This is a genomic window from Pragia fontium DSM 5563 = ATCC 49100, from assembly GCF_900112475.1.
Taxonomy (GTDB): Bacteria; Pseudomonadota; Gammaproteobacteria; order Enterobacterales; family Enterobacteriaceae; genus Pragia; species Pragia fontium.
The window spans coordinates 95865-110885 of the sequence record NZ_FOLW01000005.1 but is presented as its reverse complement, the minus strand read 5'-3'; the positions used below and the strand labels follow the sequence as shown (position 1 = coordinate 110885).

Annotated in this window: 13 protein-coding genes; 1 reads left to right on the top strand and 12 read right to left on the bottom strand. The window is 45.2% G+C overall.

All coding sequences use genetic code 11. The features are described 5' to 3' along the window. Positions 1 to 129: 129 nt before the first annotated feature. From BMZ28_RS09300 to pdxB, 4 genes are all read right to left on the bottom strand, one after another. Positions 130 to 795 (bottom strand): DedA family protein, encoded by a 666-nt coding sequence (locus tag BMZ28_RS09300; RefSeq protein WP_047781488.1) that lies wholly within the window; start codon positions 793 to 795, stop codon positions 130 to 132. Positions 796 to 807: 12 nt separating this feature from the next. Further along, on the bottom strand, positions 808 to 1623 hold the full coding sequence (gene truA, locus BMZ28_RS09295; protein ID WP_047781489.1) for a tRNA pseudouridine(38-40) synthase TruA: 816 nt from the start codon (positions 1621 to 1623) through the stop codon (positions 808 to 810). After that, positions 1623 to 2633 carry an aspartate-semialdehyde dehydrogenase gene (locus tag BMZ28_RS09290; protein ID WP_047781490.1) on the bottom strand — a complete coding sequence of 337 codons (1011 nt, stop codon included), beginning with the start codon at positions 2631 to 2633 and terminating at the stop codon, positions 1623 to 1625. Before BMZ28_RS09290 ends, truA begins: the two co-directional genes overlap by 1 nt. Positions 2634 to 2735: 102 nt before the next feature. Continuing rightward, positions 2736 to 3863, bottom strand: coding sequence for a 4-phosphoerythronate dehydrogenase PdxB (gene pdxB / locus BMZ28_RS09285; RefSeq protein WP_074822628.1), 1128 nt, complete (start codon positions 3861 to 3863; stop codon positions 2736 to 2738). A 291-nt stretch (positions 3864 to 4154) separates the two neighbouring features. On the opposite strand from pdxB, the gene queC reads away from it, so the two are divergent. Then, the gene (queC, locus tag BMZ28_RS09280; RefSeq protein ID WP_047781492.1) at positions 4155 to 4844 is read left to right on the top strand and encodes a 7-cyano-7-deazaguanine synthase QueC; all 690 of its coding nucleotides are present in this window, start codon (positions 4155 to 4157) and stop codon (positions 4842 to 4844) included. Positions 4845 to 4960: 116 nt separating this feature from the next. Here the strand turns inward: queC and BMZ28_RS09275 are convergent, their stop codons facing one another. From BMZ28_RS09275 to bolA, 8 genes are all read right to left on the bottom strand, one after another. Beyond that, positions 4961 to 5311 (bottom strand): ComEA family DNA-binding protein, encoded by a 351-nt coding sequence (locus tag BMZ28_RS09275; RefSeq protein ID WP_047781493.1) that lies wholly within the window; start codon positions 5309 to 5311, stop codon positions 4961 to 4963. Positions 5312 to 5481: 170 nt separating this feature from the next. After that, positions 5482 to 7362: a peptidylprolyl isomerase gene (gene ppiD / locus BMZ28_RS09270; protein WP_074822626.1), complete on the bottom strand. Its 1881-nt coding sequence runs from the start codon at positions 7360 to 7362 to the stop codon at positions 5482 to 5484. Between the two features lie 189 nt (positions 7363 to 7551). After that, the gene (gene hupB, locus BMZ28_RS09265) at positions 7552 to 7824 is read right to left on the bottom strand and encodes a nucleoid-associated protein HU-beta (protein WP_047781495.1); all 273 of its coding nucleotides are present in this window, start codon (positions 7822 to 7824) and stop codon (positions 7552 to 7554) included. 188 nt (positions 7825 to 8012) lie between these two features. Beyond that, positions 8013 to 10379 (bottom strand): endopeptidase La, encoded by a 2367-nt coding sequence (gene lon / locus BMZ28_RS09260; RefSeq protein ID WP_047781496.1) that lies wholly within the window; start codon positions 10377 to 10379, stop codon positions 8013 to 8015. Positions 10380 to 10603: 224 nt separating this feature from the next. Beyond that, complete coding sequence (clpX, locus tag BMZ28_RS09255; RefSeq protein ID WP_047781497.1) at positions 10604 to 11875, bottom strand: ATP-dependent protease ATP-binding subunit ClpX; 1272 nt, start codon at positions 11873 to 11875, stop codon at positions 10604 to 10606. A gap of 147 nt (positions 11876 to 12022) precedes the next feature. After that, entirely contained in the window at positions 12023 to 12658 is a 636-nt protein-coding gene (gene clpP, locus BMZ28_RS09250; protein WP_047781498.1) for an ATP-dependent Clp endopeptidase proteolytic subunit ClpP, read from the bottom strand. Between the two features lie 102 nt (positions 12659 to 12760). After that, positions 12761 to 14065 carry a trigger factor gene (tig, locus tag BMZ28_RS09245; RefSeq protein WP_047781499.1) on the bottom strand — a complete coding sequence of 435 codons (1305 nt, stop codon included), beginning with the start codon at positions 14063 to 14065 and terminating at the stop codon, positions 12761 to 12763. Positions 14066 to 14394: 329 nt separating this feature from the next. Continuing rightward, positions 14395 to 14706 (bottom strand): transcriptional regulator BolA, encoded by a 312-nt coding sequence (bolA, locus tag BMZ28_RS09240; RefSeq protein WP_175474939.1) that lies wholly within the window; start codon positions 14704 to 14706, stop codon positions 14395 to 14397. Positions 14707 to 15021 lie beyond the last annotated feature (315 nt).

Here is a 15021-nt window from a genome sequence, read left to right as displayed (position 1 = left end):
TCCCGTGATAATGACTGTCAATGTCAGACACAAAATACGCCGCCCATTAAACCATATCACCCTGACAGATTGGACTAAAACTTGTCAGGGCCCCTTTATTCTCTCTGGCAAAAAATATAATCGATTGAATTATTGTATTTTTTTATTTTTTGCTGCAGCTCGCCGATGGCGTAAAACTTCAATTACCCCAGGCATAACGGAAATAATAATGATGGCAACAATCAATAATTTTAAATTTTGCTGCACAATTTGCAAATCCCCGAAAATATATCCTGCATAGGTGAATAGCACAACCCAAACCACCCCACCGATAATATTATATGCGGCGAAACGACGATAGCTCATCTCACCCATACCCGCAACAAAAGGGGCAAAAGTGCGGATAATCGGTACAAATCGCGCCAGAATGATGGTTTTTCCACCGTGGCGCTCATAAAATTCGTGGGTTTTAACCAAATAGCTGCGGCGAAATATTTTGGAGTCCGGATTTTTAAACAGTTGGGCGCCAAATAATTTACCGATGGTGTAGTTTACCGCATCACCTAAAATAGCTGCAGCAATCATCAATCCTACCATTAAATGCACATTAATATCATTGCCCGGTAAAGCGGATAATGCACCTGCGACAAACAGCAATGAATCTCCGGGTAAAAATGGCGTAACCACTAAACCGGTTTCACAAAATAAAATCAAAAACAGAATGCCATAAACCCATGGGCCGTAATTTTCAAATATCTGAGCCAGATGCACATCAATATGAAGAATAAAATCAATCAAGTAAGTAATATATTCCATAAAGGGTGTTAATCATCCACAAAAATTATCGTTTAAAAAAAGCGGCCCTAAAGGCGATTTAGGTAATTGAAAGGTATCCGGATAATCTACCGCAACCAAATACAATCCTTCCGCTTTCGCCGTTGCTGCAGCTAAAGTGCGATCTTTTTCGGCCAAAAGCTCAGCCATCCATTCTTCACTTTGGTTGCCACAACCTATTTCCAGCAAACTACCAACAATATTTCTAACCATATGATGAACAAAGGCATTAGCCTTAATATCTACCACGACATAGGCACCCTGTCGTGTCACCTTTAAATGTTTTACATTACGCCATGGCGTACGCGACTGACATTGAACAGCCCGAAACGAAGTAAAATCATTTTCACCCAATAAACATTGCCCGGCACGGTGCATACGCGACTCATCCAGCGGTAAATGAAAATGCGTTACCCCGTGACTCAGTATAGCTGGGCGTAAACGATGGTTATAAATAATATAGCGGTAACGGCGTGCCGTTGCACTGAAGCGTGCATGAAAATCCTCATTAACGCTTTTCATCCATCGTACCGCAATATTAGAGGGTAAGTTAGCATTTACCCCCATCGTCCAAGCGACATCTTTTCTGATGACATCGGTTTCAAAATGCACCACTTGCCCGGTCGCATGCACACCTGCATCCGTCCTGCCGGCACAAAAGACGCTAACGGGCTGATTAGCCACCGTCGTTAAGGCTTTTTCCAAATGCCCCTGAACACTGGCGACTTCTTGCTGACGCTGCCAGCCGTAATAACCACTGCCATCATATTCAATGCCGAGCGCAATCTTCGTTTTGCCTACGGCAGACATTAGTACATGTACTCCTGAATCAGGCTTTCTGCTGTTTTAACCGCCATTAGAGCACCACCAAAACGCACATTATCCGCCACAGACCAGAACTGTAATTGTTCAGGAATGCCATAGTCATTGCGTAAGCAGCCAATACTCAAGTGTGGATTACCGGTCGCATCCCCTACTTGGGTAGGATAATCATCCGCTTCACTGATTTGCAAATCATCGGCATTCAGCAGTTCACCCATCGCCTCTTCGGCGGACAATGGACGCAGACCTTCCATATGTACCACCTGCGCATTACCGTAGAACACCGGAGACTGGATGCAGGACACAGAGATAGCCAGACCGTCATCCTGTAATACTTTACGAGTTTCATCCACGATGCGGCGCTCTTCTCGCACACTGCCTTCTGAATCTGGCAACAGCGGTAATAGGTTAAACGCCAATTGTTTACGGAAAAATCCCTCTTCTACCGGTAAACCGTTCAGTAAACGCGCACTTTGTCCCGCCAGATCGTCAACCGCCGCTTTACCATGAGCCGAAGCAGACAACATGGCGATAACTTGAATACGTGACAAACCAGCCGCTTCGGACAATGGTTTAATCGCGGTTAACAGTTGGCTGGTTAAGCTATCCGCTACTGCAATAATATTGCGATTACGATACTCTGCCAGTGCATGATTGTTCACGCCCGGCACCACTAATGGCACATCATGCTCCAGAGCAAATAATCCACTGTTATCAATCACTAAACAACCGCTATTAGCCGCTTCTTCAGCATAGCGAGCTGCAGCTTCTGCGCCGCCCACAAAAAATGCCAGTTGAGCCTGTGACCAATCGAATTCAGCCGCATTCTGTACAATAATACTTTTGCCATTAAAACGAACTGTTTCACCAGCAGTACGCTCACTGGCTAACAGATAAAGCTCTCCTACCGGGAAATTACGCTCTTGTAATAGCTCAATCAGAGCCTCTCCCACAGCGCCAGTAGCACCGAGCACGGCAATTTGCCAACCATCAGTCATGCTGAATTCTCCGAAATAATTGCATTATGCGTTTCCCAACAAACTCTCTCTGTTATTCAGAGAAAAAATGTTTAAACGCTATTTGATCGTCTGAGTCTGGTATTAGGCCAGCCTGGCGCTGAAACCCAGTTGCTGTAGCAGTGCAGCGCTGTCTGCATTATCACACGCTACGGTTAGCGAGGACCACTCTCTGCGCTCAACATACTCTTTACGTAAACGGTCAAATTCACCACGTTGACCGGCAACCCGTCTTAACGGGGCGTCATCACGACGCACATCATACACCAGATGGATTAATCGTTTTAGCCTGTGTTCATCCAATTCACCATTAAAGGTTATATGATTGAACTCGGCCTGAGGTAATAAGCCGGTTAGGTCGACGCTTTTGGGTTGGCCGAGAAACTCACTGAACGCCTGATAAATCTGAGTAGTGCCACGCGCTTTGCCTTCCAGGGTATAACCAGCAATATGTGGCGTCCCAATATCCACCATCTTCAGCAGGGGCAGTAATAAATCGGGTTCGGGTTCCCATACATCGAGTATGGTGCTGAGGCGCTTGCCTTTTTCTAAGGCTCTCATCAAAGCAATATTATCAACAACCGCACCACGACAGGCATTGATCAAAATACGCCCCGGTGGCAGTGCCGCCAAGACCGCCTCATCAACCATATGGAAGGTTTTATCAATCCCATCTTTATACAGCGGCGTATGAAAGGTTAATATATCCGCTTCTTTGACCAGCTTTTCCAGCGGCCAAAATGTTTCGCTGTTATCGGTTCTGGCGCGAGGGGGATCGCACAATAGCGTTTTAATACCCAGCGCCTTCAGGCGATGATTCAATCGAGAACCAACATTGCCAACCCCGATAATCCCGATAGTTTTATCTGCAAGCCGGAAGCTATCCCGTTCCGCCAGCATTAGCAGGGAAGAAAATACGTATTCCACCACCGCAATGGCATTACAGCCCGGCGCGGCAGAAAATCCGATGCCGTTCTGCTTTAACCAAACCTCATCAACATGATCGGTGCCTGCCGTAGCTGAGCCAACAAAACGCACCTGAGAGCCACTAAGCAGCGCCTGATTGACTTTAGTGACTGAACGCACCATCAAGGCATCAGCATCCACCAGTGATTCACTATTTAGCTGACGACCAGCCACCAAACGTACATCGCCCAATTGCCCAAACAGCGCCGGGGCATAAGGCATATTTTCATCAGCCAAAATTTTCACGTGATTGTTCTCTTTTTAATTCTGCATCGGCTTAAATAATCCATTGCGTTGGAACCATTGATAATAAAACATGGCATCAATGACCGCCAGTCACTATGATAAACGGGTTTATCGGTACTAAAGTTTGCCTATTACCCTATTAACAGCCGCTAACTCACACAATGTAATCAAGAAACCATCGGTTGTACACGCATTCCCTGATTTATCATGGTGAGAAGTAAGTGGTTATGAATGTCTTAGCCGAACGATTAAGTATTACTGCTATTTTGGTTGCAAGGATATGGAGTTTATATGAAACGTGCAGTTGTGGTTTTCAGTGGCGGTCAGGACTCAACAACCTGTCTGATTCAAGCGTTAACACAATATGATGAAGTGCATTGTGTCACGTTTGATTACGGTCAACGTCATCTGGCTGAGATAGAGGTCGCCAGAAATTTAACCAAACAGCTTAACGTTGCCGCCCATAAAGTGATGGATGTGGGTTTATTAAATGAATTAGCCATTAGCAGCCTGACGCGGGATAATATTCCCGTTCCGAAAAGCTCAGATGATGGCATTCCAAATACCTTTGTTCCTGGTAGAAATATTCTGTTCCTAACGCTGGCAGCCATCTATGCCTATCAAATTAAAGCAGAAGCAGTGATCACTGGCGTGTGTGAGACCGATTTCTCCGGCTATCCTGATTGCCGAGACGAGTTCGTTAAAGCGCTTAACCACGCTGTTGCTTTAGGTATGGATTACCCGGTCCGTTTTGATACGCCGCTGATGTGGCTGGACAAGGCCGAAACCTGGGCGTTAGCTGACTACTATGGCAAGCTGGATTTGATCCGCAATCAAACCTTGACCTGCTATAACGGTATTCAAGGTGATGGCTGTGGTGAATGCCCTTCCTGCCATTTAAGAGCCAATGGTCTGAAAACTTATCTGGCAAATAAACAGCAAACCCTGCAACAGTTAAAAATTAAGCTGAAACTCAACTAATATCCAATGATGCAACAGCGAGCCCCGTTACTTAACGGGGCGGTAAATAGATACGTTTATCTCCCTTGATTATAGATGGCTAAACCTGACGCTTTCATTATCAGTGTTATGCTATCTCAAAGCTTAAGGCGGGATAAATTACGCTCTACGGTCGCTATACCAATCCCCGGCACCTCTTGTAACTGCTCCAGACTGGCAAACGGGCCATTCTGCTCACGGTAGTTAACAATATTTTGAGCTTTCTTAATCCCAATACCGAGCATCACCTCAGCAAGCTGTTCAGCGGTGGCCTGATTAAGGCTAACCTGAGGTTCTAACACCTCTTTCGCTGTACTGGAGGATTGAATACTGGCAACAGGTGCCGTTTCCTGAACCGAACCTTGCTCCGGTGCAGCATTGCTTACTGCTGGCAATAATAATGCGCTGATAAACAACATATGGTGTAATTTCATAACTGATTTTTTCATACGGATATCCTTATATAAATTCACTGCGTCATCTGGCAGTCGCATTACATTGTCAATATCGGTAAAAACAGACAATCGGTAGATTACAGATATGCAAAAGGCCGCTAAAGCGGCCTTTGACTATAAGGAACGGTTACATATAAATGCGGTAGTTACCGCATTTATTCCTATTACTGTGCCAGTTCGCCAATCTTGATTTTCGCTTGCTCACGCAAATTACCGACCAGCGCATCCAGAATCACACCGCTATCCTGTTGTACCAGTGAGGCATTGAAAGCCTTGGTCTGGTCTGCATCCAATTTACCCGGATGTACCGCATCCAGAGCAACCAAAACCACAGCATCGTTCTTATCGGTAGAAACGCCATAAACCGGCTGCCCTTCTTTTGGCAACGCTAAAGCAAATACGCTGTCGGCCAATTGGGTATCTTCCGATAAACGGGTGATCACTTGCTTATCACCGAACTTAACGTTTGCTGCCTTCAGGGCTTCATCCCCTTTACCAGCTTTCAGTTCAACCAAAAGTTGGTCTGCTTGTGCTTGCGCCATCTTCATCACGTTCTGACGCTTCAACAATGCAGTGATATCCCCAGAAACCTGTTCAAACGATTTGATCGCTTCCGGACGATGATCGGCAATACGCAGAACAAATGCACGATCGCCTTCCACGGTAATCAGCTCAGAGTTAGAGCCTGGTGCCCCTTTAACTCCAAACAGTTCACCACCAAAAACGGCCTGAGCAACTTCCGGATAAGAAAGCGCTTTTGGCATATTGTCGCGAGTGAACCAATCACTTTCTAATGCTTTCAAACCAGATTGCTTTTCAGCATCTGCCAGTGACAGATTATTACTACCCGCACCATCAATAAGCTTAGTCTGCAGGTCTTCGTATTTTTGATAGGATTTATCCTGTAATAGATTCTGCGCGATTTCATTTTTCACTTCATCCAGCAGTTTTTCTTTTGCCGCCTGAGTATCGTTCAAACGCACAATCAAATAACCCATATCTGAATGAATAACGCCAGAAAGCTGACCTTTTTCCGTCAACTTGGCATTAGCAATTTCATCAGGAACCGCAGTGGCCTCTAACCAACCGATATCACCACCTTTAGCAGCGGAGTCTTTCTCGATGGATTTTTCTTTGGCTAGCGTCACAAAATCAGTACCATTCTTCAGCTGTTCCAGTGCGTCTTTTGCTTCGCTTTCTTTTGCCAGCACAATAATGCTGTAGCTAGTCCGCGCTTTCTGAACATACATCGGTTTATTTTTTTGGTAGAAATCCGCTATTTCCTGATCGCTCACTTTCAAACCATCAGCCAGCGATGCAGCATCAACCTCAATATAGCTAACCTTCACGCTTTCAGGGGCAGTAAAACGATTTTTATTCTGCTCGTAAAACTCTTTCACCTGCTGCTCTGAAGGCATCGCCTCTTTTTTATCTGCCAGCGCTTTCATATCAATGTTGGCTAAACGCACATCACGCTGTTGATGAATCAGGGCAATAACCGATTGAGCCTCTGTAGGCAGCGCAAAGTTGCTTCCGGCAAATGCCGCCAGCAGTTGTTGTGTTAACAGCTGTTTACGCACCATCTCAGCATACTGCTCAGGCGCTATCCGAAAACGATTTAATAAATCGCGGTATTTGCCGTTATCAAATTTACCATTGGTGGCAAACTCTTCTGAATTTTGAATATTTAACTTAACTTGATCGTCACCAATCGCTAAACCGATCTTAGCCGCATACTGGTCGAGCAGCGTGTCATTGATCATACGGTTAAGAACCTGTTGACGCATTTGCTTTACGTAGCTTTCATTGCCGGCCAGCTGAGAAAATTGCTCGCCAAGCTGCTGTTGTAAACGGTTTCGCTCATCGATAACAGCATTCTCAAACTTAGCGCGGTCGATTTCTTGCCCGTTCACTTCAGCAACAGATGAATTAGAGCCGCTGCCCAGGTAGCTACCTACACCGGTTAAAACAAACGACAATATAATCAAAGCAAGGATAACTTTAAGCACGACACTATTCGAGGCCGCGCGTAGATTGTCCATCATAGGGTGACAACTCTCCGCTGTAATAGGCTAAATCATGAAACGAGCAGATTAGCCGTTCATTAACGACTGACCAACCGGTTTACGTCCACCTTTAAAAGGCATAAAAAAAGCGCACCATCATGATGCGCCTCTATTCTATCAGTTCATTGCCCGAAGGTAATACCTAACTGAGCAAAAACCGCTAAAATCTTAGTTAACAGCGTCTTTCAGTGCTTTACCAGCGCGGAATGCTGGAACTTTCGCTGCTGCAATTTTGATTTCTTTGCCAGTTTGTGGGTTACGGCCAGTACGGGCAGCACGCTCACGAACAACAAATGAACCAAAACCAACCAGAGAAACCTGATCGCCTTCTTTCAAAGCGTCAGTTACTGCATCAATGATGGCATCTAATGAACGGCCAGCTGCAGCCTTGGAAATATCTGCTCCCGCAGCAATTCGGTCGATCAATTGTGATTTATTCACTATAAAATCCCCTTAACGATAAATTGTCGTCCCTGATCATCGATAGGGATACGACACCACTGCTTTTATATCAAGCCAGACAAGCGATAGCAAGTAAGCTCAATGCATTAATTTAACGATACTCAAAAAAACTGGCAAGAGAGAAATCCCTTGCCAGCCCTGATTTTATCAACAAAATTTGCTCTGCATCACTTTTTTGACTTTTTTGGTGCCACAGGTTGGGCTCCAAAAGCAGGATTTTGTAGCGCAAGCGCCAGAACCTGCTCAATGCTTTCCACTGGATGGATATCCAAATCAGCAATAACGTTATCCGGAATATCTTCCAAATCACGTTTATTTTCCGCCGGGATCAGCACCGTTTTAATTCCACCGCGATGAGCAGCCAACAATTTCTCTTTCAGGCCACCAATAGGTAATACCTGACCACGCAGCGTAATTTCTCCTGTCATGGCAACATCGGCACGAACCGGATTGCCAGTCAAACAAGAAACCAGTGCAGTACACATGGCAGTACCCGCGCTTGGGCCATCTTTCGGCGTAGCACCTTCAGGTACGTGAACGTGGATATCACGTTTCTCGTAGAAATCGCCGTTAATTCCCAGCTTCTCAGCACGCGCACGAACCACAGTTAAAGCGGCCTGAATAGATTCCTGCATCACTTCGCCTAACGAACCGGTATAGGTCAATTTACCTTTACCCGGCACACAGGCCGTTTCAATAGTCAGCAAATCACCACCAACTTCAGTCCATGCCAGACCCGTTACTTGACCTACGCGGTTTTCATTATCGGCCCGACCATAGTCAAAGCGTTGAACACCCAGAAACTCTTTCAGATTATCGGCATTAACCGTAATGTGTTTGGTGTCCTTGTTCATCAACAGGGTTTTTACTGCCTTACGACAAACTTTGGAAATTTCACGCTCTAAACTACGTACCCCAGCTTCACGCGTATAATAGCGAATCATGGAAACAATGGCGGAATCGTCCATGGTTAACTCGCCTTTTTTCAACGCATTACGCTCAATTTGTTTTGGCAACAAATGTTGTTTGGCAATATTGAGCTTTTCATCTTCGGTATAGCCCGACAGACGAATCACTTCCATACGGTCTAACAACGGCGCAGGGATATTCATCGAGTTAGATGTAGCCACAAACATCACATCAGACAGATCGTAATCTACTTCCAGATAGTGATCGTTAAAAGCGACGTTCTGCTCAGGATCCAGCACCTCCAGTAAAGCGGAAGCCGGATCGCCACGCATATCGGAAGACATTTTATCAATCTCATCCAATAGGAATAACGGGTTTTTTACCCCGACCTTGGCCATTTTCTGAATCAGTTTACCCGGCATAGAGCCAATATAGGTACGACGATGCCCACGAATTTCCGCTTCATCACGCACTCCGCCTAATGCCATACGGACATACTTACGTCCGGTCGCATTAGCAATAGATTGCCCTAATGACGTTTTACCTACGCCTGGAGGCCCTACCAAACACAAGATAGGCCCTTTGATTTTGCTGACTCGGCTCTGAACCGCAAGGTACTCAAGAATGCGATCTTTAACCCGATCCAAACCATAATGGTCAGTATCCAAAATCTCCTGAGCTTTATTCAGGTCTTTTTTCACTTTGCTGCGGGCATTCCACGGCACCTGAATCATCCAGTCAATGTAGCCGCGCACCACAGTGGCTTCGGCAGACATTGGTGACATCATTTTCAGCTTTTGCAGTTCCGCTTCGGTTTTTTCCCGAGCGTCTTTCGGCATTTTGGCCGCTTCAATTTTACGCTTCAGCGTTTCAATTTCATCCGGCGCATCATCCATTTCACCCAGCTCTTTCTGAATGGCCTTCATCTGCTCATTCAGATAGTACTCACGCTGGCTTTTCTCCATCTGCTTTTTAACGCGGTTACGAATGCGCTTTTCAACCTGTAACAGGTCGATTTCAGATTCCATCATCGCCATCAGAAATTCCAGACGCTCTCCCACGTCGATCATTTCTAATACGGTTTGTTTGTCACTGAGTTTCAGCGACATATGAGCAGCGATGGTATCCGCCAGACGAGCCGGATCTTCAATACCGTTAAGAGAGGTCAGAACTTCCGGTGGTATCTTTTTATTTAATTTAATGTAGCCATCGAACTGATTCACCGCCGTTCTGATCAGCACTTCCTGCTCTTGCTCATCAATGCTGGTACTCGGCATATATTCAGCCTGAGCAGCAAAATGTTCGCCGTTATCAGTCAATGTGGTAATACGCGCGCGCTGCAAGCCTTCTACCAATACTTTTACCGTACCATCAGGTAGCTTCAGCATTTGCAAAATAGAGGCAACGGTTCCCACAGAGAACAAATCGTTAACGCCAGGATCGTCCATCGTGGCATCTTTCTGCGCAACCATCAGGACCTTTTTATCCTGCTCCATTGCCGATTCAAGACAGCGAATAGACTTTTCCCTGCCGACAAATAGTGGAATTACCATGTGCGGATAAACCACAACATCTCTCAGTGGCAGTACGGGGATTTCAATGCGTTCGGAACGCTCAGTATTCATAGAGCTCTCTCTTTGTTCGTTTTCCGCCAACCCAAAAATGTTAACGAAAATGGGGATACGCTATCAACGTAATACATGCAAGAGTATATGGGGACAATTAATTTACATTCAACGGTCAGTAAAGATAAAAAAGCAGGAGAATAACATTCTCCTGCTTTTTACGCTTAACGCAGAGATAAGTAACAAAATTGTTGCACCAATTTGTTATTGCCCCTGACGCTCATTTACTCACCAGAAGCCTGAGCCTCTTGTTTGCTATAGATAAGCAAAGGTTCTGAATTATTATCAATCACCGATGCATCTATGACCACTTTCTCGACGTTTTCCATCGAAGGAATGTCGTACATGGTGTTCAACAATGCCGCTTCAACAATAGAGCGCAGACCACGAGCACCGGTTTTACGTGACATTGCTTTCTTCGCAATCGCGTTCAGCGCTTCATCACGGAATTCCAGCTCCACATTTTCAATGTGGAATAGTGCTTGATACTGTTTGGTTAAGGCATTTTTCGGCTCTTTTAAAATCTGAATCAGTGCCGCTTCATCCAGTTCACCTAGCGTAGCAACCACGGGTAAACGGCCGATAAACTCAGGAATCAGACCAAACTTAATCAAGTCTTCAGGTTCAACCTGTCTGAATAGCTCACCGGTTGAAGCTTTATCTGATTCTTTCTTCACCTTAGCACCAAAACCGATGCCAGAACCTGTATCAACCCGTTGACCAATCACTTTATCTAAACCGGCAAATGCACCACCACAGATAAACAGAATCTTGGAAGTATCTACCTGCAAAAACTCTTGCTGTGGATGTTTACGACCACCTTGAGGTGGAACAGCAGCAACGGTGCCCTCGATCAGTTTCAGCAGAGCCTGTTGTACACCTTCGCCGGAAACATCGCGAGTAATTGACGGATTATCAGACTTACGGGAGATCTTATCAATTTCATCGATATAGACGATACCGCGCTGTGCTTTCTCAACGTCATAATCGCATTTTTGCAACAGTTTCTGGATGATATTCTCTACGTCTTCACCCACATAACCAGCTTCAGTTAACGTTGTCGCATCAGCCATGGTGAAAGGCACATCCAGTAAACGCGCCAGCGTCTCTGCCAACAAGGTTTTACCGCTACCGGTCGGTCCGATCAGCAGAATATTACTTTTGCCCAGTTCGATATCGCTGTTACCGTCGCCGTTACGCAAACGCTTGTAGTGATTATAAACTGCGACCGCAAGAACCTTTTTAGCCTGATCCTGACCGATTACATAATCATCCAGATGCTGGCGAATTTCGTGTGGCGTCGGTAACGCATTGCGTTCTCTGTGCGGTATCAGCTCTTTGATCTCTTCACGAATAATATCGTTACATAAATCAACACATTCATCGCAGATATACACTGACGGGCCAGCGATTAACTTGCGAACTTCATGCTGGCTTTTACCACAGAAGGTACAGTACAGCAGCTTTCCTGAACCGTCTTTGCCCTTATCTGTCATCAGTCAACCTCATAAATTTAATCTTTTCTTGGTGCATCCTGCGTCATTCCCCTGAATCAACAAGAGGTATACGACCTATTATCACTATAGTATACCCAACTTTTCATATAGCCTGATAAATCTATATATGGTGTTCAGGGGTGATGATTACAACCGAGTAGTGACAATTTCATCGACCAAGCCGTATTCCAGAGCTTCCTGTGCTGACAGGAATCTGTCTCGATCGGTGTCTTGCTCAATCTTATCAAGCGGTTGTCCAGTATGATGAGCCATTAGCGTATTCATACGGTTTTTAACTTTTAACATTTCTTCCGCATGAATTTGAATATCTGAAGCCTGTCCCTGATAACCACCGAGCGGTTGGTGAATCATAACGCGCGCATTCGGTAAACACAGACGCTTACCTTTGGCACCCGCAGTCAACAGGAAAGAACCCATTGAGCATGCCTGCCCCAAACACATGGTACTCACATCCGGTTTAATAAACTGCATGGTGTCATATATCGCCATACCTGAAGTGATAACTCCACCCGGTGAGTTGATATATAAGAAAATATCCTTTTCCGGATTTTCTGATTCTAAAAACAGTAACTGCGCCACAATCAAGTTAGCCATATTATCTTCAACCTGACCGTTCAGGAAAATAATACGCTCTTTTAGCAGGCGGGAGAAAATGTCATAGGAACGCTCTCCGCGAGAAGTTTGTTCAACGACCATTGGCACCAAAGCCATACTCTGCTCCATACTTGATGAAATATTATTTAGATTGCCACTGTAGGACATTAGAATCTCCTGATAGAAAAATGGCCCGGAAACAGAGCCCCCGAGCCATATTTGCAGAAGAATAGTGACGAAGTCAACTATCTACCTGCTCTCAAAGCAATATTATGCCGCTGGAGTTTGATTCATTAACTCGCTGAATGACATTGCTTTTTCAGTTACTTTAGCGTTAGCCAGCAGAGTCTCTACTGCTTCTTCTTCCAGAGCAACGTTACGCATATTGTTCATCAGTTCGCTGTTCTTATTATAGAACTCGATCACTTCTTGTGGATCTTCGTAAGCAGAAGCCATTTCTTCAATCAGAGCGTTAACGCGAGTTTGATCGGCTTTCAGCTCATGCTTGCGAATCACTTCACCTAATAATAGACCAACGATAACGCGACGTTTAGCTTGCTCTTCGAATAATTCACGCGGCAATTGCATAGCTTGTTCTTGGTTTCCACCAAAACGCTGTGCAGCCTGCTGACGCAGTACATCGATTTCGCCATCAACCAGTGAAGCAGGAACATCAACTTCATTAGTTTTGATTAGACCGTCAATAACCTGAGTCTTAACGCGGTTACGGATTGCGCCTTTCAGCTCACGCGCCATATTTTTACGCACTTCAGCTTTTAAGCCATCCAGCGTACCGTCACTCACGCCAAAGCGAGAAATGAATTCTGGAGTAAATTCAGGCAGTTCACGTTCTTCAACTTTCTTCAGAACGATAGCAAACTTAGCCGCTTTACCTTTCAGGTTTTCAGCATGGTAATCTTCAGGGAAAGTCACTTCGATAACGAACTCTTCACCTGCTTTGTGACCAACAACGCCTTCTTCAAAGCCTGGAATCATACGGCCTTGACCCATTGCCAGTGCAAAATCAGTCGCTTCACCACCTTCGAACACTTCACCGTCAATTGAACCGGTGAAATCCATGGTGACGCGATCTTCAGCAGTCGCTGCGGCTTCGGTTTCTTTCCAAGTTGCCTGCTGCTTACGTAAAGTATCCAGCATAGTCTCAACGTCGGCTTCACCTAATTCAACTGTTGGTTTTTCGACTTCAATACTGTCTAAATCTTTCAGCTCAACTTCTGGATACACTTCAAATTCAACGGCATAGCTGAAGTCTTCACCCAGTTTGTATTCGCCCGGTACATATTTTGGTGCACCAGCCGGATTAATTTTTTCTTTGATGATGGCATCAATGAAATTGCGCTGCATCAGCTCACCCAGCACATCCTGACGTGCAGAAGCGCCATAACGCTGAGCGATGATGTTCATTGGTACTTTTCCTTTACGGAAACCATCAATGCGCACTTTTTTAGCGATATCAACCAGCTCTTTTTTTACTGCTTCTTCAATCATGTCTGCTGCGACAACGATTGACAGACGGCGCCCTAGGCCTTGAGTTGTTTCAACTGAAACTTGCATCTTGTTACCTCAAAAAATCACAGTGCTCGGTCAACTCCAGAAGCTATTTTCAATATATGCACTGAGCTATTTTGAAAACGCCTCTTAAGACCGGGACGGCCGCGCTTTACGGTACCCTATCCCTTTTGTCAGAAGCATCCCGAATAAAGTCCGGAAAATTAGACGCAGCATTATAGCCGCGCATTGTTAATGAGTCGAGAAAAGAGAAGGGATAGATGCCAGATAAATCACAATTATGCCCCAAATCCTGACCCAACGTGGCCTGACAAGGTGGAAAAAAAACCATCACCACCTATTTTTAACGCCAATTTTCACATAAATTCATGTTGTTATGCGTTCTTACTGCCGCCTCGACATTCTGGAGAAGCAGGAATGGCATGTTGCTGAGTTTGCCACTCTTCTGGCGTATGAGTATGCAGCGCCAGTGCATGAACCTGTTGCTGTAGCTCTTGCGCCAAAATCTGATACACCATTTGATGACGTAGTACCGGACGTTTACCCTCAAACGCAGCGGACACAATCACCACTTTAAAATGGCTCTCGGAACCTGCGGGAACATTATGTCGATCGCTTTCGTTGATGATCTTTAAATAAACCGGCGATAGCGCTGCTAATTTTTGCTCAATTGTTTGTTGCATCATGATTCATTCAATCCCATACGCTTTTCAGTCGGCGTCAATAGTAGCCTTTTTTCAGCAGAGTTAATATTAAGACGATAATTTTCCCCCTTAAATCCAATCAAACCGGTTCAGGCATGAAAAAAATCGCTTAACTTGACTGAATTCACCCTGTTCCCTCTTCCCCACCACCGGAGCAATGATATGATATAGCCCGTTTTGCTCTTTGCGCATTTTTCCATGCCATAATGAATGAAACGTGCTGTTGAACTAATAAGCCATTGTTGGCTCTTATTGTTCAGGTATCAGCTGCTGATGCAACCATCAAAGCGGTACAAA

Excerpts from the sequence above, each read along its gene's own strand:
- truA (WP_047781489.1), bottom strand. The coding sequence starts at position 1,623 with ATGTCTGCCGTAGGCAAAACGAAGATTGCGCTCGGCATTGAATATGAT.
- BMZ28_RS09300 (WP_047781488.1), bottom strand. The coding sequence starts at position 795 with ATGGAATATATTACTTACTTGATTGATTTTATTCTTCATATTGATGTG.
- bolA (WP_175474939.1), bottom strand. The coding sequence starts at position 14,706 with ATGATGCAACAAACAATTGAGCAAAAATTAGCAGCGCTATCGCCGGTT.
- clpP (WP_047781498.1), bottom strand. The coding sequence starts at position 12,658 with ATGTCCTACAGTGGCAATCTAAATAATATTTCATCAAGTATGGAGCAG.
- tig (WP_047781499.1), bottom strand. The coding sequence starts at position 14,065 with ATGCAAGTTTCAGTTGAAACAACTCAAGGCCTAGGGCGCCGTCTGTCA.
- lon (WP_047781496.1), bottom strand. The coding sequence starts at position 10,379 with ATGAATACTGAGCGTTCCGAACGCATTGAAATCCCCGTACTGCCACTG.
- BMZ28_RS09290 (WP_047781490.1), bottom strand. The coding sequence starts at position 2,633 with ATGACTGATGGTTGGCAAATTGCCGTGCTCGGTGCTACTGGCGCTGTG.
- BMZ28_RS09275 (WP_047781493.1), bottom strand. The coding sequence starts at position 5,311 with ATGAAAAAATCAGTTATGAAATTACACCATATGTTGTTTATCAGCGCA.
- ppiD (WP_074822626.1), bottom strand. The coding sequence starts at position 7,362 with ATGATGGACAATCTACGCGCGGCCTCGAATAGTGTCGTGCTTAAAGTT.
- clpX (WP_047781497.1), bottom strand. The coding sequence starts at position 11,875 with ATGACAGATAAGGGCAAAGACGGTTCAGGAAAGCTGCTGTACTGTACC.
- queC (WP_047781492.1), top strand. The coding sequence starts at position 4,155 with ATGAAACGTGCAGTTGTGGTTTTCAGTGGCGGTCAGGACTCAACAACC.